The sequence below is a fragment of the Streptomyces sp. NPDC002130 genome (genome assembly GCF_040296465.1).
GTDB lineage: Bacteria > Actinomycetota > Actinomycetes > Streptomycetales > Streptomycetaceae > Streptomyces.
Map to the genome: position 1 here is coordinate 1 of NZ_JBEOXI010000012.1, position 19280 is coordinate 19280.

Genomic DNA, 19280 nt, shown 5'->3' on the forward strand with positions numbered 1-19280 from the left:
CCAAGATTTGGTGGCAGTGCGCCGGGCAGGGACACGACTACCAGGCCACCGTCGCACGAAATAGACACTCTGCACCGACACGCCCGCCGCCGCGGCGAGCTGCTTGATCGTGGCGGCCGCGTAGCCGGGATCGACAAAAACTTCGCGCGCTGCCTCGATGATCTTGCGCCGCGCCGACGTGTCTTCCCGAAGTACCTCAGTCATGATTAGAGTTTAACTCTAGAGTCGAACTCTAGCGACTCGGGAGGCGAAATAATGACGAAGGTTCTGGTACTCGGTGGCTACGGTGCCGTCGGGGTTCCCCTGATGAAACAACTCGCGAAGGTCCCCGAAATCTCCGCGTACTCCGCCGGGCGCGATCGTGCTCGCGCTGACGTCGTCGTTGATCTTAAAGAGCCCGGCGCGTATTCGGCTGTGGTTCGAGACTTCGATGTCGTGGTGAATGCCTCGGGTTTCGAGGACCTTCGCCTGGCAGAAGAAGCGGTACGCAGTGGGGCGGCATTCGTCGACGTCACCGCGACCTCGAACTACTGCGAAGAACTGGAAGCGGTCGACGGACCTGTCCTGATGGGCGTCGGGTTGGCGCCCGGATTGACCAGTGTCCTTGCCGCCGAGGCGCATCGACTCGGCGACGGACCCGTGGACATCATGATCGGCCTCGGCGGAGGAGAACTACACGGACCGGCCGCGACGGCGTGGACGTACGGGATGTTGGGGCGGCGCCATCGGCCCAGTGGTCCGCAGCGGCGAGCGCCGCGAGGTCGGCACCGCCCGCCGCACGATGCCGGACGACGACGGCCTGCCCGAGCGCGAGAACGACACCGAACACCACGCACAGGACGGCGACGGCCCCGATACTCCAAACGGTGGCGGACCCCCGATCCGAACCCGCGCCCCACACCCGGCCCGCGCCGGCCCGCCCTCGGCGCCCGGGCTCGGCGGCGACGCGCCCACTCACGTGCCCACCGCCTCCTCCACCGACGCCACGGCCTCCTCGCGCACGGCGAAGGACAGACCCCGCAGCACCGGCGGCTCGGCCACGACGGTCACCCGGACGTGCTCCGCGTCCCGGCTGACCGTCACCTTCGCGCCGGGCGGCGCCGCCTCGCGAGTCAGTTTCACGACCGCGCCCGGCGGGTCCTGGCGGGCCGCCGCACGCGCGCCCGTCCGCGCCGCGTCCACACACTGGATCTGCGCGGCCACGACCAGCAGCCCCCACACCAGCGCCATCGCGAACATCACCAGCACCGGCAGCACCACGGCCGACTCCGCCGTGACGAACCCCCGGTCCGCGCCCCGCTCACATCCGCGCACTGAGGGCGTCCTTCACGATGTTCTGCAGTTCCGCGCTGACCGGGCCGCTCGTGACGACCTTGTAGAGCACCACGGCGAACGCCACCGCCGCGACGATTCCCATCGCGTACTCGGAGGTGACCATCCCCGCGTCCCGCCGCGCCGCACGCATCCCACACACCAGGGCACACAGCCGTGCCCGTACCGCCTGATACATCTCAACCCCCATGAGGAAAGAGTTCGAACCATCACTGTTTGTCGCTCACTTGCTCCGCGTCCGTCGCCGCGTCACCCACCACCCCCTCCGAGCACCCCGCCCGCGAGTCCGATCACCACGGGCAGCACACCGACGGCGATGAACGCGGGCAGGAAGCACAACCCGACCGGTGCGCTGACCATCACGCCCGCTCGACGGGCCCTGGCCGTGGCGGCGCGGCCCCAGTCGGCCCGGGCCTCAGCGGCGAGCCGCGCGACCGGCACTGCCGCGGGCAGCCCGGAAACATCGGCCCGTTCGAGCAGCCGGGCCAGCCCTTCGGCGCCCGGCACGGCACCCAACCGCCGCCAGGCCGAGCCCGGTTCGCCGCCCAACCGCACCTCCGCCGCGCCCCGGGCCAGGGCATCGCCGACGGGGCCGCCCAAGGCCTCACCCACCGCCTGCGCCGCGATCACCGGGCCGGCGCCCGCCGCGATGCAGGCCGCCAGCAGGTCGGCGGCGAGGGGCAGTTGCCGCGCCGCCTCTGCGAGGTCGGGGGCGCCCGGGTCCGCGTCCGCCGTCTCCTGACTCGATCGCCACCGCCACACCCCCACCGCCCCGGCCAGTCCCACGGCGGCCCCGGCGAGGCCTCCGATCAGCACCCATCCGGCACACGCCACGCCCGCCGGGGCCAGCCACGTCCGTGCGGCCCCACGCCATGCCGGCCGCGGGACACGCACAGGTGCCTCCCGTACCCCTGACAGCTCGGTCAGTCGCCGGCGCATCCTCCGACGGCGGCGCGCCCGTACCAGCCGGCGCGCCAGCCATCCGGCGGCCGTCACGATCCCCACGGCCGCCCACAGCCTGTGGACGACGTCCCCGCTCATGCCGCCGCCTCCGCGCCCCGCACGATCCGCCGCACCCACCACAGCCCCAGGCCCTCCAGCACCCCGCCGGCCGCCAGACAGCCCAGACCCGCCCCGGTGTGCAGCAGGACGTGGAGGGGGTCGGCGCCGAGCGCTGTCCCGATGAGAAGCCCCAGGGCAGGCAACCCGGCGAGCATCACCGCCGTGGCCCGGGCCCCGGCCAGCTGGGCTCGGAGATCGCACCGCTGGTCGCGTTCGGCGCGCAGGGCGGCGGCGAGCCGGTCGAGTCCGGCCGCGAGCCCCGCGCCCTGGTCCACGGCCACCCGCCAGCACGCCGCGAGCCCGCGCAGGCCCTCGGCGCCCGGTTGCCGTGCCGCCGTGGCGAGCGTGTCCGGCACGTCACCGCCGAACCGCGCCGCGGCCAGCACCGTGGACTGCGCGTCCGCGAGTCCGCCGCAGTCCCGGGCGGCCCGGAGCAGCGCCTCACCCGGCTGGCGTCCCGCCCGCACCTCGCCGGCGAGCGCCCCGCACAACGCGATCACCGCGTCGGTCCGGCGCTCTTGGTGCCGTCGCGCCCGGCCGGCCAGCCGGGCCCGCCGCAGCAACGGCACCCCGGCCGCCCCCAGGACGACCGGCAGCACCGACGTCCCGAGCACCGCCAGTACCAGCCCGGCCGCCGCCGACCACCACTCGGCCCGCAGCCGCCCACGGACGCGCCGCAGCTCACCGGCCGTGCGCCGCCATCCGAGGGGCTCGCTCCCGACGGGGCCGCCCTCCGCGAGCAGCAACCGCGCCCGCCGTGCCGTCTCCTCCCGCTCGGCCAGCAGCCAGACAGCCGCCCCCATGCACGCCACGGCCGCACCCACCGTCATCTCAGGCGCCCCCGTCATGACTCTTCCCCCTCGCCCTCACCCGGCTCGATCCCACTCGTCCCGCCCCGCAGCAGCCCCCTCAGCCGCTCCCATCCGCGCTCGCGCACGAACGCCTCCGCTCCCCACCGCAGCGCCGGCACCGTCCGCACCAGCCCGGACGCGTCCCGCTCCAGCACGTGCACCTCGGCGATCCGCCGCCGCCCGGCCCGGTCGCGCACCAGGTGCAGCACGATGGAGAGGGCGGCCGCCAACTGGCTGTGCAGTGCGGCCCGGTCGAGTCCCGCGGCCGTGCCGAGTGCCTCCAGCCGGGCCGGCACATCGGCGGCGGCGTTGGCGTGCACGGTCCCGCAGCCGCCCTCGTGGCCGGTGTTCAACGCGGCCAGCAGGTGCACCACTTCGGGCCCGCGCACCTCGCCCACGACCAGCCGGTCGGGCCGCATCCGCAGCGCCTGGCGCACGAGGTCCTCCAGGGTGACGAGGCCCGCGCCCTCCTGGTTGGCGGGTCTGGTCTCCAGTCGCACGACGTGCGGGTGATCGGGCCGCAGTTCCGCCGAGTCCTCGGCGAGGACGATCCGCTCCCCCGGCCCCACCAGCCCCAGCAGGGCACTCAGCAGCGTGGTCTTGCCGGTGCCCGTGCCGCCGCTGACGAGGAAGGACAGCCGGGCGTCGAGCAGGGCGCGCAGCAGGCGGTCCCCGCCCGGCGGCACCGTGCCCGCCGCGACCAGCTCGCCGAGCGTGAAGGCACGCGGCCTCACGACCCGCAGCGACAGGCAGGCACAGCCCACGGCCACCGGCGGCAGCACCGCGTGCAGCCGCGTGCCATCGGGCAGCCGGGCGTCGGCCCAGGGCCGGGCGTCGTCCAGACGGCGTCCGGCCACGGCGGCGAGCCGCTGGGCGAGCCGTCGCACGGCCGCGGCGTCCGCGAACCGCACCTGCGTCAGTTCCAGTCCGCCGCCCCGGTCCACCCAGATCCGGTCCGGGGCCGACACCAGCACGTCCGTCACCGACGGATCGGCGAGGAGCGGCTCCAGGGGCCCGCTGCCGACCAGCTCGGACCGCAACTGCGCGGCGGCCCCCAGGACTTCGGTGTCCCCGAGGACCCGTCCTTGCTCCCGCAGGGCCTGCGCCACGCGCGCGGGGGTCGGCTCGGCCCCGCTCTCGGCCAGCCACCGCCGCACCCCGTCGAGCAGCGCCGCGCCCTCGAGTCCGGCCAAGGTGCTCATGCCGTCCCCGCCTCGACGAGCGCGCGCTCCCAGAACCCCTTGCAGAACCGGGCCAGCGGTCCCCGCGCGGCGGCGCCCGGGGGTGCCGTGCCCTGGTCCGGGCGCGACAGCCCCGGCTCGAGCGGCACCTCGCCGACCAGGGGCAGTCCGAGCAGCCGGGCCACCTCGCGGTCGTCGAGCCCCGGCGGGTACGGCCCGCGGACCGCCACCCGCAGGTCCCGGAGAACCATGCCGACCGCGGAGGCGACCCGCCCCGCGGCCGCGACGGCCCGCAGCTCGGCGGGCACCACCAGCACGCCCACATCCAGCTGGGAGAGGACCTCGGCGACGCCGTCGTCGATCCGGCGCGGCAGGTCGACCACGACGGTGCCGCCCCGGCGTCGGGCCGCCGCGAGCACCGCGCGCACCGCCTGCGGCGGGACCGCGATCCGGTCGCCGCGGTCCCAGCTGAGCACCCGCAATGCGTGCAGTTCGGGCAGCGACTCCTCCAGGGCTCCGCCGCCGACCCGTCCGCGCGAGGACGCGAACGCGGGCCAGCGCAGCCCTTCGGCCGTCTCACCGCCGAGGAGTACGTCGAGTCCGCCGCCCAGCGGATCGGCGTCCACGAGGAGGGTGCGCAGTCCCTCCCGCGCGGAGGTGACGGCGAGGGCGCACGCGAGCGTGGACGCTCCGGCCCCGCCCCGGCCTCCGATGACGCCGACGGTGAGGGCGGGCCGGCCGACGCCCTCGGCCACGTCGGCGATCCGGTCGACCAGCCACTGCTCGCCGTCGGGCAGCATGAGGACGTGCTCGGCGCCGATCTCGACGGCCCGCCGCCACACCCCGGAGTCGTCCTGGTCCCGGCCGACGAGGACGACGCCCCTTCTGCGGGCAGCCCCGCGCACCCGCCGCGCGGCGTCGTCGCCGACCAGGACGAGCGGTGCGGTCTCCCAGCTGCCTCTGCGCTCCGGCACCCCGTGGTGCACCTCGGGTGTGGCGCCGGCTGCCGCGCACAGGCGCAGCAGATCGTCGAGGAGTTCGGTGTCCTCGGTGACGATCAGCGGTCCTCCCTGCCGCCCTCCGGCGGCCGGTGGCGGATCGTGTGTGACGGTTCCGGCCACGGTTTCCAACCCCCTTCGCTGCACGACTCGCGTGGCCCCTGCGGCCCCGCGATTCCCATACGTGGGAAGAACCGACAAGCGGCCTCCCTGTGAACGGCCGACAGAAACCGGCCAAACGCCCCCGGGTACTCGGAACCGGCCATGAACTCGCCGCGAGCGGGACGCGTTGGAATCACGGTGCAGCGATCCCGGAAATCGTGTGGATCTTGGTGGATAACTGTGGACGTCCCGGGAGTTGTGAATATCGCCATCACCCATACCGGTGAGCCGCCCAGGCCCTGTGTACGACCCTCACAGAGCAGCCCGACAGCTACACACCGTAATAAGGCATGAGCATGACAAAATAGCCACGCGAGCCGCATCGGATCAGCTGCCAGGCCGCGCGAAAGAAGGAAAAACCCACCCGGACATGCGACGACCCCCGCCGGGGGGGAGAGCGGGGGTCGTCCCCACGGCCGACTCGGGGGGGGAGGAGTCGGGCCGGGTTAGCACGGTCGCGAACGATCCGTGACTTCCATGGTGTACCCGAGAGCCTTCTCAGGCAAACCCACGCGCCCCACCTTACGCCGAATGGGCTGCCCCTATGCTCTGGGGCGTGGAAAACCACTCGTTGCCCCGCACAGCCGCCTTCTTTGACCTGGACAAGACGGTCATTGCGAAGTCGAGCACGCTCACGTTCAGCAAGTCGTTCTACCAAGGCGGTCTGATCAACCGCCGGGCCGTCTTGCGCACCGCATATGCCCAGTTCGTCTTCCTCGCCGGCGGCGCCGACCACGACCAGATGGAGCGCATGCGCGCATATCTGTCCGCCCTGTGCCGCGGCTGGAACGTGCAGCAGGTCAAGGAGATCGTCGCCGAGACGCTGCACGGCCTGATCGACCCGATCATCTACGACGAGGCCGCCTCCCTCATCGAGGAGCACCACACCGCCGGCCGCGACGTGGTGATCGTGTCCACGTCGGGCGCGGAGGTGGTCGAGCCGATCGGCGAGCTGCTGGGCGCCGACCGCGTGGTCGCCACCCGCATGGTCGTGGGCGACGACGGCTGCTTCACCGGCGAGGTGGAGTACTACGCGTACGGCCCGACCAAGGCGGAGGCCGTCAGGGAGCTCGCCGAGTCCGAGGGGTACGACCTCAGCCGCTGCTACGCCTACAGCGACTCGGCGACCGATGTGCCGATGCTGGAGTCCGTGGGCAACCCGCACGCCGTGAACCCGGACAGGGCACTGCGTCGCGAGGCCCTCGCGCGCGGGTGGCCGATCCTGGACTTCCACCGCCCGGTCCGGCTCAAGCAGCGCATCCCCGCGTTCTCGGTACCGCCGCGCCCGGCGCTCGTCGCGGTCGCCGCGATAGGCGCCGCCGCGGCCACCGCGGGACTCGTCTGGTATGCGAACCGGCGCCGGGCGACGGTCGCTTGACCTGTGGCGATTGCCCTTTCTATGTGAAGCCGAAAGTAAAGAAGTAGGGCCTGGACTTCCGCTTGCTGCGGGGCAGGAGTACAAAGGACTCAACGGCCCGCGAGACCAAGGACATCCGAGAGGATCACCTTTTAACGCATTTGGCCCCACGGACCGAGCATGAACACCGGGCACCCACGCGACGTCGACCCGTCGAATACGGGCCAGCCACACCAGGGGACGGGCAAAGCTCCCGACCTGATGGGCATATATCGAGGACGCTTGGTAACCCGATGCTCATGCCAGCGGCGGTACGAGTTCTCGTACCGCCGCATCATTTTTCCGGCCGGGCGATGTCACGCCGCTCCGCGCTGCAGTGCCTCGCACACCGCCATGGACTCGCGCGCCCCCAGTTCGACCGCCCTGCCGCAGTGGGCGATCCAGGCGGCGACGCCGGCCGGGGTACCGGAGACGTACCCGGCGAGGGCCTCCAGGTACGCGTCACGTCCCAGTTCGGCGTGACCGACCTCGGCCGCGCAGACCGACTTCGGGTCCAGCCCGCTGCCGACCAGGACGATGCGCTCGGCCGTGCGCGCGACCAGGCCGTTGTGGGACGTGAAGGGACGCAGCGCGAGGAGCTCGCCGTGCACGACGGCGGCCGTCACCAGCGCCGGAGCGGAGCCGCCCGCGATGATCAGCCCGGCCAGTCCGTCCAGCCTGCCGTGCGTTTCGGTGGCGCTCGGCAGCGGCAGTCCGACGAGCGGCTCGTCGACCGGCTCGCCCTCCTTGCGGGGCCGTCCCACCTGGTCGCCCTTGTCCGCGGCAGCCACCAGGTGCAGCCGGGCAAGCACCCGCAGGGGTGACTGCCGCCAGATCGACAGCAGCTGGCCCGCCTCCGCGGTGAGCCGCAGGGCGGCACCCACGGTGCGCGCCTCGTCGTCACCGCTGAAGTCCGTGCGCCGGCGCACCTCCTCCAGGGCCCAGTCCGCGCCGGACAGCGCGGCCGAGCCGCGGGCGCCGCGCAGCGCGGCCTCGGAGGTGATCGCATTGCTGCGCCGCCGCATGACACGGTGTCCGTAGACCCGGTCGACGGCCTTGCGTACGGACTCCACGGAATCGGCCACTCCGGGCAGCGCCCCCAGGGCCGCGAGGGGATCGGCGGTCGCGCCTGCTGTACTCATGAGTACGACCCTACGCACCCCTGGGCTCCGTCCCATGGCGGAGTGGCCTTCTTCACGCGCGCGTGCGCCACCCGACAGCCGCCCGAAGGGCTACCTCCCGGCCGCCGGAGCCCCGGGCACGCCCCTGGGTGCCGGGGCGGGCCGGTCGGACAGGAACGACGCCCAGCCCGCCTTGGGCGCCTGGCCTACCGGCAGGGTGCGCAGTTTTTCCAGCGTCTTCGGGTCCTGGGCGTCGAGCCAGTCCACGAGCTGCCGGAACGAGACGCAGCGCACCTCCTCCTTCGTGCACACCGTCTCGATGACCTCCTCGACGGCCCGCATGTAGGTGCCGCCGTTCCAGGACTCGAAGTGGTTGCCGATGATCAGGGGTGCGCGGTTGCCGTTGTAGGCCCGTGAGAAGCCCTTGAGCAGGCCGTCGCGCATCTGGTCGCCCCACGAGTCGAACTTGGCGGGGTTGCCCTGGGTGGTGGTGCCCGACTGGTTGACCATGAAGTTGTAGTCCATGGTGAGCTGCTCGAAGGAGTGGCCGGGGAACGGCACGAGCTGCATGGAGACGTCCCACAGGCCCATCTTCTTCTTCGGCCAGACCTGGTCGTTCACGCCGCTGGTGTCGTAGCGGAAGCCCATGTCGCGGGCCGCCCTCATGAAGTTGCGCTGGCCCTCGAGGCAGGGTGTGCGGGCGCCGATGAGCTCCTTGTCGTAGTCGAAGGGCAGCGGGGAAGCGCCTTTCAGGCCGCTGTTGGTCTTCCAGGTCTTCACGAACTGCTTTGCCTGACGGATCTCGTCCTTCCAGTCCCGCACCGACCACTCGCCGACGCCGCCGCCGCTGCCGCAGAAGTGGCCGTTGAAGTGGGTGCCGATCTCGTTGCCCTCCAACCACGCCAGGCGCAGTTGCTTCGCGGTGGCGGCGATGCCGCGGCGGTCGTTGAAGCCGATGTCGGAGCGGCCCGGGGAGTGCTGCGGCGGCCGGTACCGGTCGCGCTTGTCCTCCGGCAGCATGTACACGCCGCTCAGGAAGTACGTCATGGTCGCGTTGTTCTTCCTGGCGACCTTGCGGAAGTGCGAGAACAGCTTCTGGCTGTCCTCGCCCGCGCCGTCCCAGGAGAAGACGACGAACTGAGGGGGCTTCTGGCCGGGCCGCAGGCGTTCGGGGCGGGGCAGGTGCGGCTGGGCCCCTGTGTAGGCGGTGGAGCCGTCTCCGATCAGCCGGACCGCGCTCTTCGGCGCCTGTGCGGGCGTCGCCTTCTGCGGCTCGGGGGTTCCTTGCCGGGGGGTGTCGGTCGCGCAGCCGGCGAGCGATGCGGCGCAGACCGCGGCGATCACGGAACCCGCGGCGATCCTGTGGGTGGCGGCCATGTTCCGCCCACCTTCTTCCTTCTCTCGGGTGCGGACAGCGCCGCCAAATTCGCACGAGACCGAGAAGGAATTAGTAGGACAAGCCGATCAAATGGCCACTTCACCCTTCAGGGTGATCTATTCGCCCATTTGCCCGTAAAGTCTATGCTCGTCCTTTACTCTGCATTACGATCCGTTTACCGAGCGTTGATTCATCCCGCCGATTTACGCCGTGACCGCCGCGACCGATACCCCGCCCCGAGCGGGACCCCCAGTTACGCGACCGCGCAGCCCCGGAGGAGACGGGAAACCATGTCAGCCTGCGTCCCCACACGCGCCACCGACCCGAACCAAACCGAGCGCACCCATCCGCCCCACAGTCCGCCGCCGGCCGGGCCCCGCCGATTCCGGATCGCGGGTGCCGACGTGTCGGCCTCGATCGCGGTCTTCCTGATCGCGCTGCCCCTGTCCCTGGGCATCGCCCTGGCCACCGGCGCCCCCCTCCAGGCCGGCCTCGTCGCCGCCGCCGTGGGCGGGCTGGTCGCCGGGCGGCTCGGTGGCTCCCCGCTCCAGGTGAGCGGACCGGCCGCCGGACTCACCGTCGTCACCGCCGACCTCATCCAGCGTTACGGCTGGCGGACGACCTGCGCCATCACCGTCCTCGCGGGCCTCGCCCAACTGGGCCTGGGCTGCCTGCGCGTGGCCCGTGGCGCCCTAGCCGTCAGCCCCGCGATCGTGCACGGCATGCTCGCCGGGATCGGCGTCACCATCGCCGTCGCCCAGCTGCACATCGTGCTCGGCGGCACCCCGCAGAGCTCCGTCCCGGACAACCTCCGCGCGCTGCCCGCCCAGCTGGCGGACATGCGCCCCGCGGCGGTGTCGGTGAGCGTGCTGACCCTGGCGCTGCTGCTGCTCTGGCCGCGACTGCCCGGCCGGACGGGACGCCTGCTGCGCAAGGTCCCGGCGGCGCTCGTCGCCGTCGCCGGAGCCACCGCGGCCGCCGCCCTCGCCGGGCTGCGCCTGCCCAAGGTCGACCTGCCGTCCTGGAGCAACCACGCCCTGGCCGGTCTGCCCGAGGGCCCCGTGCTGGGCCTGGTCGCCGCCGTGCTCACGACCACGCTGGTGTGCAGCGTGCAGTCGCTGCTCGGCGCGGTCGCCGTGGACAAGCTGGTGGCCGGCCGCCCCGCTGCGTCGCCGCGCGTCGGTCGCTCGAACCTCGACCGCGAACTGCTCGGGCAGGGCGCCGCCAACATCGTCTCCGGTTCGCTCGGCGGACTGCCCATCGCCGGCGTGGCCGTGCGGAGTTCGGCGAATGTGCACGCGGGTGCGGTCAGCCGGAACTCCACGATGCTGCACGGCGTTCTCGTAGTGATCGCCACACTGCTGATGGTCCCGATCCTGGAGCTCATCCCACTCGCCTCACTCGCCGCCCTGGTGATGGCCGTCGGCATCCAGATGGTGTCCCTGAACCACATCCGCACGGTGACCCGCCACCGCGAAGTGTGGGTCTACACCGTCACCACCCTCGGCGTGGTCTCCCTCGGCGTCCTGGAGGGCGTGGCGCTCGGCATCGCCACGGCCGTCGGTGTCGCCCTGCACCGCCTCACCCGCACCCGCATCACGCACGAAGAGAGGGAAGGAGTCCATCACGTACACGTCAGAGGACAGTTGACGTTCCTCGCGGTGCCGCGGCTCAGCCGGGCCCTGCATCTCGTGCCCCACGGTGCCGACACCGTCGTCGAGCTGGACGGGTCGTTCATGGACCACGCGGCGTACGAGACGCTGCAGGACTGGCAGAAGACGCACACCGCGCAGGGCGGCACCGTCGAGATCACCGGCCGGCACCCCGGCACCCGCATCTCCGAGCCCCAGCCCTCCGGCGACTGCCGTTGCCGGCCCTGGACGCCTTGGCGCAACCACCAGTGCGACGACCCCCGGTCCGCACCTCCTGCCGAGAGGAACGCGGAGGGGCCGGACCGTTGCGAGCCGGACCCGACGGGCATCGGCGGGGCCAGCGGGCACGAACTGGCGCGTGGCATCAGCGCGTTCCAGCGCAACACCGCGCCCCTGGTGCGCAGCGAGCTGGCGCGGCTGGCCAGAGAGGGCCAGCAGCCTTCGCAGCTGTTCCTGACCTGCGCCGACTCCCGGCTGGTCACATCGATGATCACCTCCAGTGGTCCGGGCGACCTGTTCGTCGTGCGCAACGTGGGCAACCTCGTCCCGCGCCCGGGCCAGGAGAGCGGTGACGACTCGGTGGCGGCGGCGATCGAGTACGCCGTGGACGTGCTCCGGGTGCGCTCCATCACGGTGTGCGGGCACTCGGGTTGCGGCGCCATGCAGGCGCTGCTCAACTCCGAGCCCGGAGGCGCCCGGAGCCCGCTGAAGCGGTGGCTGCGGCACGGACTGCCCAGCCTGGAGCGCATGGCCGACGACAGTCTGCCCTGGGGCAGACTGGCCGGGCGTTCCCCCGCGGACGCGGTCGAGCAGCTCTGCCTGACCAACGTGGTCCAGCAGTTGGAGCACCTGCGCGCCCACGACTCGGTGGCCCGGGCCATCGAGGAGGGCAGCCTGGAGCTGCACGGGATGTACTTCCACGTGGGCGAGGCGGAGGCGTACCTGCTCACCGAGACGGACGCAGGTGGCGTCTTCGACCGGGTCCGGGAGTCGGACCTGACGGCGTGAACCAGGCGCCGGGCCGGGGTGTGTTCCCGCCCGGCACCGGATGAGGGGCTGCCCCCGGTCGTCTGCGGGGGCACGCCCCAGGGCCCGCCGGACCGGACCGCGCCCGGCCAGGGCTGCCGACGGGCCTGCCGCCCCCGCCCAACCGCCACCGCCGCCGACGCCACCGCCACCCGCCACCGCCGGAGATCCTCGTCACCGGCGGCCGTCGCGGTCTCCGGGAACCACCACCGCTGCTCCCCCGGCTCCGTCACGACGCGGATGAGGGGCGGCACTCGCACTGAACTTTCCCTGGTCGGCGTCCGTGGGTACGGATGACCCCGGTCCCCGACAGCACCGCCCCGACAGGTCTAAACCAATCCGCGGTCGGCCCTTGTCATCGCACCCCCGGGTCTGATGAGCTGTGGCCTGGGACACAACGGACACCCTGGGAAAGGCAGATGCCGTGAGCAACGAGAGCCTGGCCAACCTGCTCAAGGAAGAGCGCAGGTTCGCACCCCCCGCCGACCTGGCCGCCAACGCCAACGTCACGGCGGAGGCGTATGAACAGGCCAAGGCTGACAGGCTCGGCTTCTGGGCCGAGCAGGCCCGCCGGCTGACCTGGGCCAAGGAGCCCACCGAGACCCTCGACTGGTCGAACCCGCCGTTCGCCAAGTGGTTCAAGGACGGCGAGCTCAACGTCGCGTACAACTGCGTGGACCGCCATGTGGAGGCCGGGCACGGCGACCGGGTCGCCATCCACTTCGAGGGCGAGCCCGGCGACAGCCGCGCGATCACCTACGCCGAGCTCAAGGACGAGGTCTCCAAGGCCGCCAACGCCCTGCTGGAGCTGGGAGTCCAGGCGGGCGACCGGGTCGCCGTCTACATGCCGATGATCCCCGAGACGGCGATCGCGATGCTGGCCTGCGCCCGGATCGGCGCCGCCCACTCGGTCGTCTTCGGCGGCTTCTCCTCGGACGCGCTCGCCACCCGCATCCAGGACGCCGACGCGCGCGTGATCATCACCTCCGACGGCGGTTACCGGCGCGGCAAGCCGTCCGCGCTCAAGCCGGCCGTGGACGAGGCCGTCGAGAAGGCCGGCATCGTCGAACACGTCCTGGTCGTACGCCGCACGGGCCAGGAGGTCGCCTTCGCCGAGGGCCGCGACGTCTGGTGGCACGACCTGGTGGGACGGCAGAGCACGGAGCACACCCCGCAGGCCTTCGACGCCGAGCACCCGTTGTTCATCCTCTACACCTCGGGCACCACGGGTAAGCCCAAGGGCATCCTGCACACCTCCGGCGGCTACCTCACCCAGACCGCCTACACCCACCACGCGGTCTTCGACCTCAAGCCGGAGACGGACGTGTACTGGTGCACGGCCGACGTCGGCTGGGTCACCGGCCACTCGTACATCGTCTACGGCCCGCTGGCCAACGGCGCGACGCAGGTCATGTACGAGGGCACGCCCGACACCCCGCACCAGGGCCGCTTCTGGGAGATCGTCCAAAAGTACGGCGTGACGATCCTCTACACCGCGCCGACCGCGATCCGCACGTTCATGAAGTGGGGCGACGACATCCCCGCCAAGTTCGACCTGTCCAGCCTGCGCGTGCTGGGCTCGGTGGGCGAGCCGATCAACCCCGAGGCGTGGATCTGGTACCGCAAGAACATCGGCGGCGACCGCACCCCGGTCGTGGACACCTGGTGGCAGACAGAGACCGGCGCGATGATGATCACCCCGCTGCCGGGCGTGACCGCGACCAAGCCCGGTTCGGCGCAGACGCCGCTGCCCGGCATCTCCGCGACGGTCGTGGACGACGAGGCGGGCGAGGTGCCCAACGGCGGTGGCGGCTACCTGGTGCTGACCGAACCGTGGCCGTCGATGCTGCGCACCATCTGGGGCGACGACCAGCGGTTCATCGACACCTACTGGTCGCGCTTCGAGGGCAAGTACTTCGCCGGTGACGGTGCCAAGAAGGACGACGACGGCGACATCTGGCTGCTCGGCCGGGTCGACGACGTCATGCTCGTCTCCGGGCACAACATCTCCACCACGGAGGTCGAGTCGGCCCTGGTCTCCCACCCCACGGTGGCCGAGGCGGCCGTGGTCGGCGCTGCGGACGAGACGACCGGGCAGGCGATCGTCGCGTTCGTGATCCTGCGCGGCACGGCATCGGAGACCGAGGACCTGGTCGCCGAGCTGCGTACGCACGTCGGCAACACCCTCGGCCCGATCGCCAAGCCCAAGCGGGTCCTGCCGGTGGCCGAGCTGCCCAAGACCCGCTCCGGCAAGATCATGCGCCGGCTGCTGCGGGACGTCGCCGAGAACCGCCAGCTGGGTGACGTCACCACGCTGACCGACTCCACGGTCATGGATCTCATCCAGTCCAAGCTGCCCGCCGCGCCCAGCGAGGACTGAGCACGGCACCGGCATGAGCAAGCTGACGGAGGGCACCCACGTCCGGGTGCCCTCGGTCAGGGCGCACCGGCGGCGGAGACCGCCGGATGCGCACAGCCGTAGGTTTACCTAAAATCAGCAGAACAAGTGCTCCATGGTGCGCCGGGAAGTCTGGTCGGCATGTGTTCCGTCCTGCCCACCGACCGGAGGTCTCCCTCGTGACCGCGCCCCGCCCCACCGCCCCCCGCAAGGTCCTCGGCCGGCTGTCGCTGCCCGAGCGGACCTATGTGGCCAACGCGCTGCGCACCGAGACCGTCGGTGGGGTGCTGCTGCTCGCCGCCGCCGTCATCGCGCTGCTCTGGGCGAACATCCCCGCGCTGCACGACAGCTACGAGAGCGTCTCCGACTATCACCTGGGCCCTGCCGCCCTCGGCCTCGACCTGTCCGTCGCGCACTGGGCCGCCGACGGACTGCTGGCGATCTTCTTCTTCGTCGCCGGTATCGAACTCAAGCGGGAACTCGTGGCGGGCGACCTGCGCGACCCGAAGGCCGCCGCGCTGCCGGTCGTCGCCGCGCTGTGCGGCATGGCCGTACCGGCGCTCGTCTACACCCTCACCGCCGTCACCGGCGGCGGCTCCCTGGACGGCTGGGCCGTGCCGACCGCCACCGACATCGCGTTCGCGCTCGCCGTACTCGCCGTGATCGGCTCCTCCCTGCCGAGCGCGCTGCGGGCCTTCCTGCTCACGCTCGCCGTCGTCGACGACCTCTTCGCGATCCTGATCATCGCGGTGTTCTTCACCGCCGACCTGAACTTCGCCGCGCTCGGCGGTGCCGTCGCAGGCCTGGTGCTCTTCTGGCTGCTGCTGCGCACGGGCGTGCGCGGCTGGTACGTGTACGTGCCGCTGGGCCTCGTCGTCTGGGCGCTGATGTACAACAGCGGCATCCACGCCACCGTCGCCGGTGTCGCCATGGGCCTGATGCTGCGCTGCCACCGCCACGAGGGCGAGGACCGCTCCCCCGGCGAACGCATCGAGCACCTGGTGCGGCCCCTGTCGGCGGGGCTCGCGGTGCCGCTGTTCGCGCTGTTCAGTGCGGGCGTCGCGGTGTCCGGCGGGGCGCTCGCCGATGTGTTCACCCAGCCGGAGACCCTCGGTGTGGTCCTCGGGCTGGTCGTCGGCAAGGCGGTCGGCATCTTCGGCGGGACGTGGCTGGCGGCCCGATTCACCCGCGCCTCGCTCAGCGACGACCTCGCCTGGGCGGACGTCTTCGCGGTGGCGACCCTCGCCGGCATCGGCTTCACCGTGTCGCTGCTCATCGACGAACTCGCCTTCGCCGGCGACCGGGCGCTGACCGACCAGGTCAAGGCAGCCGTCCTGCTGGGCTCGCTCATCGCCGCGACACTCGCGACCGTCCTGCTGAAGATCCGCAACGCCAAGTACCGACGGCTGTGGGAGGACGAGGAGCGCGACGAGGACGCCGACGGCATCCCGGACGTGTACGAGGAGGACGATCCGGCGTACCACCTGCGGCTCGCCGCCCTCTACGAGCGCAAGGCCGCCGAACACCGCAGGATCGCCCAGGAGAAGGCAGCGGCGCGCCACGGGCTTGCCGAAGTACCGGGCGGGGCAGGCGAGGACCACCACCGTCCGGCATGATCTGACGAGACGGTACAAAAGACGGGACCGTACGCAGTCAGGCCGTACCCAGTCGGACGACTGCGGCGGGTCAGGAACAAGACGCGGAAAACGGACCGTACGCAGAAGAGGGAGACCCGCGATGAGCGCACCCGACGGCAGCCCGGTCGGCGCCGAACGCAGCATCGGCCAGCTGTTCGCCTCGGCGACGGCGGAAATGTCGGCGCTGGTGCACGACGAGATCGCGCTGGCGAAGGCTCAGCTCAAGCAGGACGTGAAGCGCGGTGCGACCAGCGGCGGCGCCTTCTCGGCGGCCGGCGCGGTGCTGATCTTCTCCCTGCCGATGCTGAACTTCGCGCTGGCGTACGGCATCCGCACCTGGAGCGACTGGAACCTCGCGGTCTGCTTCCTGCTGTCGTTCGCGGCGAACGTGCTGGTCGCCGGAGTGCTCGCGCTGATCGGCGTGGCCTTCGCGAAGAAGGCCAAGAAGAGCAAGGGCCCGCAGAAGGTCGCCGCGTCGATGAAGGAGACCGCGGTCGTGCTGCAGAAGGCCAAGCCGCACCCGCGGCCGGAGCTCCAGCGGGACCGGGTCCCCGAGGCCATCGAGGCTGTGGCACGCTCGTCGTCATGACGGACCCCGCCCCTGCCCCGGCACAACCGGCCCCGGCCGTACTCCTGGACGGCCCCTGGAGCCATCGCGACGTCGCCGCCAACGGCGCCCGCTTCCACATCGCCGAGCTGGGCGACGGGCCGCTGGTGCTGCTGCTGCACGGCTTCCCGCAGTTCTGGTGGACCTGGCGGCACCAGCTGGTGGCACTCGCCGACGCGGGCTTCCGGGCCGTCGCCATGGACCTCAGGGGCGTCGGCGGCAGCGACCGCACACCGCGCGGCTACGACCCCGCCAACCTCGCGCTCGACGTCACCGGCGTCATCCGCTCCCTCGGCGAGCCTGACGCCGCGCTGGTCGGCCACGACCTGGGCGGATACCTCGCGTGGACGGCGGCCGCGATGCGCCCCAAGCTGGTGCGGCGCCTGGCGGTCGCGTCCATGCCGCACCCGCGGCGCTGGCGCTCGGCCATGCTGCGGGACGTCAAACAGACCCGCGCCGGTTCACACATCTGGGGGTTCCAGCGGCCCTGGATCCCGGAGCGGCAGCTCACCGCCGACGACGGGGCGCTCGTGGCGGAACTGATCCAGGAGTGGTCCGGGCCGCGCCCGCCCGAGGACGAGGCGCTGCAGACGTACCGCCGCGCCATGTGCATCCCGTCCGCGGCGCACTGTGCGGTCGAGCCGTACCGCTGGATGGTGCGCTCCCTGGCCCGCCCGGACGGCATCCAGTTCAACCGGCGGATGAAGCGGCCGGTGCGGGTGCCGACCCTCCATCTGCACGGCTCGCTCGATCCCGTGATGCGCACCCGCAGCGCGGCCGGGTCCGGCGAGTACGTCGAAGCCCCCTACCGCTGGCGTCTGTTCGACGGCCTCGGGCACTTCCCGCACGAGGAGGACCCGGTCGCGTTCTCCTCGGAACTCATCAACTGGCTGCGGGATCCCGAACCCGACCGGTGACCGTCCGGCTCCGCCCGGTACGGGCGCGTGAACGCTTGTCCTACGAACGGCCAATTGCCCGGCGCATAGGCCAATTGGACGCTCCGGGCGCGGTTATCGACCATGGGGCGGGGGCACACGTCGGGGTATGGGCTGGACGCACGACTACAGTGACGCAACCCGCAATCGCCGCTCGGCGAGCGGTACGAACCCCCACCAGCGAAGCGGCGCACCGCAGATGGTGACCGCGGATCCCAGGGTGGGGATCCCGCGTATCCTCCGTCGCCGGGCCCGCTGGGTCTCCGTACGTCTGCGCCACACACGCGACTGAGGCGTCACCCGCGCGAGTGACGCCCCGACATCTGCCGCCTCAGCACGGCGCCTAGAGGGCGCAGCTGTCGCTGCCCACCTGCTGGTCGGCGGTGCGCCCCTTGGTGATGTCCTCCTGGATCTCGTCCACGGTCAGCGCGTACCCGGTCTTGGCGTCGTCGAGGGACTTGGCGAACACCACGCCGTAGACCTTGCCGTCGGGGGTGAGCAGCGGACCGCCGGAGTTGCCCTGGCGGACGGTCGCGAACAGGGAGTAGACGTCGCGGCGGACCGTGCCGCGGTGGTAGATGTCCGGGCCGTTGGCCGAGATGCGGCCACGCACGCGTGCGGCCCGCACGTCGTACGCCCCGTTCTCCGGGAAGCCCGCGACGATCGCGCCGTCGCCGCTGCTCGCGTCCTTCTCGGTGAACCGCAGCACGGGCGCCTTGAGATTCGGCACGTCGAGGACGGCGATGTCGCGCCGCCAGTCGTAGAGCACGACCTTGGCGTCGTACTTCCGGCCCTCGCCGCCTATCTGCACGGTCGGCTCGTCGACTCCGCCCACCACGTGCGCGTTGGTCATCACGCGGCGGTCGGAGAAGACGAAGCCGGTGCCCTCAAGGACCTTGCCGCAGCTCGGGGCCGTGCCCATGACCTTGACGATGGAGCGCTGGGCGCGGTTGGCCACGGGGCTGTTCGCGAGCGCGGGGTCGGGCGGCTGGACGTCGGTGATCGGCTCGTTCGAGAACGGGCTGAAGACCTGCGGGAAGCCGTTCTGCGCGAGGACGGAGGAGAAGTCCGCGAACCAGGTGGCCGCCTGGTCCGGCAGGGCCTGCGAGACGCCCAGCAGGACCTTGGAGTTGCGCACCTCCTTGCCGACCGTCGGCAGTGTGGTGCCCGCGAGGGCGGAGCCGATCAGCCAGGCGACCAGGAGCATCGCCACGACGTTGACCAGGGCACCGCCGGTGGCGTCGAGGGCCCGGGCCGGGGACCAGGTGATGTGCCGGCGCAGCTTGTTGCCGAGGTGGGTGGTGAGGGCCTGGCCGACGGAGGCGCAGACGATGACGACGACGACCGCGACGACGGCGGCGGTCGTGCTCACCTCCGCGTTGTCCGTCAGCGCGTCCCAGATGAGGGGCAGCACGTAGACCGCGACGAGGCCGCCACCCAGGAAGCCGATCACCGACAGGATGCCGACGACGAACCCCTGGCGGTACCCCACGACCGCGAACCACACGGCGGCGACCAGCAACAAGATGTCCAGCACGTTCACG

At 71.9% G+C, this 19280-nt stretch carries 18 protein-coding genes and 1 pseudogene; 7 read left to right on the forward strand and 12 right to left on the reverse strand.

Annotation, left to right across the window (positions count from 1 at the left end):
* The 9 genes and pseudogenes from ABT116_RS03715 to ssd form a co-directional block, all read right to left on the reverse strand.
* Nucleotides 1-204: helix-turn-helix domain-containing protein (locus tag ABT116_RS03715; RefSeq protein ID WP_351627274.1), on the reverse strand; the 204-nt coding region annotated here is incomplete at its 3' end.
* Between the two features lie 15 nt (nucleotides 205-219).
* The gene (locus tag ABT116_RS03720; RefSeq protein ID WP_351627277.1) at nucleotides 220-621 is read right to left on the reverse strand and encodes a hypothetical protein; all 402 of its coding nucleotides are present in this window, start codon (nucleotides 619-621) and stop codon (nucleotides 220-222) included.
* 82 nt (nucleotides 622-703) lie between these two features.
* Nucleotides 704-901 (reverse strand): annotated as a pseudogene (locus ABT116_RS03725) (Rv3654c family TadE-like protein); the annotation flags it as partial.
* Nucleotides 902-954: 53 nt separating this feature from the next.
* Nucleotides 955-1314 (reverse strand): TadE family type IV pilus minor pilin, encoded by a 360-nt coding sequence (locus ABT116_RS03730; protein ID WP_351627280.1) that lies wholly within the window; start codon nucleotides 1312-1314, stop codon nucleotides 955-957.
* A complete protein-coding gene (locus tag ABT116_RS03735) occupies nucleotides 1301-1510 on the reverse strand; it encodes a DUF4244 domain-containing protein (protein WP_351627428.1) in 210 nt (69 codons plus the stop codon). Before ABT116_RS03735 ends, ABT116_RS03730 begins: the two co-directional genes overlap by 14 nt.
* Nucleotides 1511-1581: 71 nt before the next feature.
* A complete protein-coding gene (locus ABT116_RS03740) occupies nucleotides 1582-2373 on the reverse strand; it encodes a type II secretion system F family protein (RefSeq protein ID WP_351627288.1) in 792 nt (263 codons plus the stop codon).
* Nucleotides 2370-3242 carry a type II secretion system F family protein gene (locus tag ABT116_RS03745; RefSeq protein WP_351627291.1) on the reverse strand — a complete coding sequence of 291 codons (873 nt, stop codon included), beginning with the start codon at nucleotides 3240-3242 and terminating at the stop codon, nucleotides 2370-2372. Before ABT116_RS03745 ends, ABT116_RS03740 begins: the two co-directional genes overlap by 4 nt.
* The gene (locus ABT116_RS03750; protein ID WP_351627294.1) at nucleotides 3239-4447 is read right to left on the reverse strand and encodes a TadA family conjugal transfer-associated ATPase; all 1209 of its coding nucleotides are present in this window, start codon (nucleotides 4445-4447) and stop codon (nucleotides 3239-3241) included. Before ABT116_RS03750 ends, ABT116_RS03745 begins: the two co-directional genes overlap by 4 nt.
* Nucleotides 4444-5547: a septum site-determining protein Ssd gene (gene ssd / locus ABT116_RS03755; protein WP_351627297.1), complete on the reverse strand. Its 1104-nt coding sequence runs from the start codon at nucleotides 5545-5547 to the stop codon at nucleotides 4444-4446. Before ssd ends, ABT116_RS03750 begins: the two co-directional genes overlap by 4 nt.
* A gap of 583 nt (nucleotides 5548-6130) precedes the next feature.
* Between ssd and ABT116_RS03760 the strand changes: the two genes are divergently transcribed.
* Complete coding sequence (locus ABT116_RS03760; protein WP_351627300.1) at nucleotides 6131-6964, forward strand: HAD family hydrolase; 834 nt, start codon at nucleotides 6131-6133, stop codon at nucleotides 6962-6964.
* Nucleotides 6965-7299: 335 nt separating this feature from the next.
* Here the strand turns inward: ABT116_RS03760 and ABT116_RS03765 are convergent, their stop codons facing one another.
* Nucleotides 7300-8124, reverse strand: coding sequence for a Fic family protein (locus ABT116_RS03765; protein ID WP_351627303.1), 825 nt, complete (start codon nucleotides 8122-8124; stop codon nucleotides 7300-7302).
* A gap of 90 nt (nucleotides 8125-8214) precedes the next feature.
* On the reverse strand, nucleotides 8215-9480 hold the full coding sequence (locus tag ABT116_RS03770) for a polysaccharide deacetylase family protein (RefSeq protein WP_351627306.1): 1266 nt from the start codon (nucleotides 9478-9480) through the stop codon (nucleotides 8215-8217).
* Nucleotides 9481-9771: 291 nt separating this feature from the next.
* Here ABT116_RS03770 and ABT116_RS03775 point away from each other — a divergent pair, with 291 nt between their 5' ends.
* The 6 genes from ABT116_RS03775 (at nucleotide 9772) to ABT116_RS03800 (ending at nucleotide 18028) form a co-directional block, all read left to right on the forward strand.
* Entirely contained in the window at nucleotides 9772-12141 is a 2370-nt protein-coding gene (locus tag ABT116_RS03775; protein WP_351627309.1) for a bifunctional SulP family inorganic anion transporter/carbonic anhydrase, read from the forward strand.
* Between the two features lie 442 nt (nucleotides 12142-12583).
* Nucleotides 12584-14539 carry an acetate--CoA ligase gene (gene acs / locus ABT116_RS03780; protein ID WP_351627311.1) on the forward strand — a complete coding sequence of 652 codons (1956 nt, stop codon included), beginning with the start codon at nucleotides 12584-12586 and terminating at the stop codon, nucleotides 14537-14539.
* Nucleotides 14540-14736: 197 nt separating this feature from the next.
* On the forward strand, nucleotides 14737-16173 hold the full coding sequence (gene nhaA, locus ABT116_RS03785) for a Na+/H+ antiporter NhaA (RefSeq protein ID WP_351627313.1): 1437 nt from the start codon (nucleotides 14737-14739) through the stop codon (nucleotides 16171-16173).
* 121 nt (nucleotides 16174-16294) lie between these two features.
* A complete protein-coding gene (locus ABT116_RS03790; RefSeq protein ID WP_351627315.1) occupies nucleotides 16295-16783 on the forward strand; it encodes a phage holin family protein in 489 nt (162 codons plus the stop codon).
* A complete protein-coding gene (locus ABT116_RS03795) occupies nucleotides 16780-17718 on the forward strand; it encodes an alpha/beta fold hydrolase (RefSeq protein WP_351627317.1) in 939 nt (312 codons plus the stop codon). Before ABT116_RS03790 ends, ABT116_RS03795 begins: the two co-directional genes overlap by 4 nt.
* Nucleotides 17719-17845: 127 nt before the next feature.
* Nucleotides 17846-18028 carry a hypothetical protein gene (locus ABT116_RS03800; RefSeq protein WP_079129072.1) on the forward strand — a complete coding sequence of 61 codons (183 nt, stop codon included), beginning with the start codon at nucleotides 17846-17848 and terminating at the stop codon, nucleotides 18026-18028.
* A gap of 51 nt (nucleotides 18029-18079) precedes the next feature.
* Here the strand turns inward: ABT116_RS03800 and ABT116_RS03805 are convergent, their stop codons facing one another.
* Nucleotides 18080-19279: a MarP family serine protease gene (locus tag ABT116_RS03805; protein ID WP_351627321.1), complete on the reverse strand. Its 1200-nt coding sequence runs from the start codon at nucleotides 19277-19279 to the stop codon at nucleotides 18080-18082.
* Nucleotide 19280: the final 1 nt, after the last annotated feature.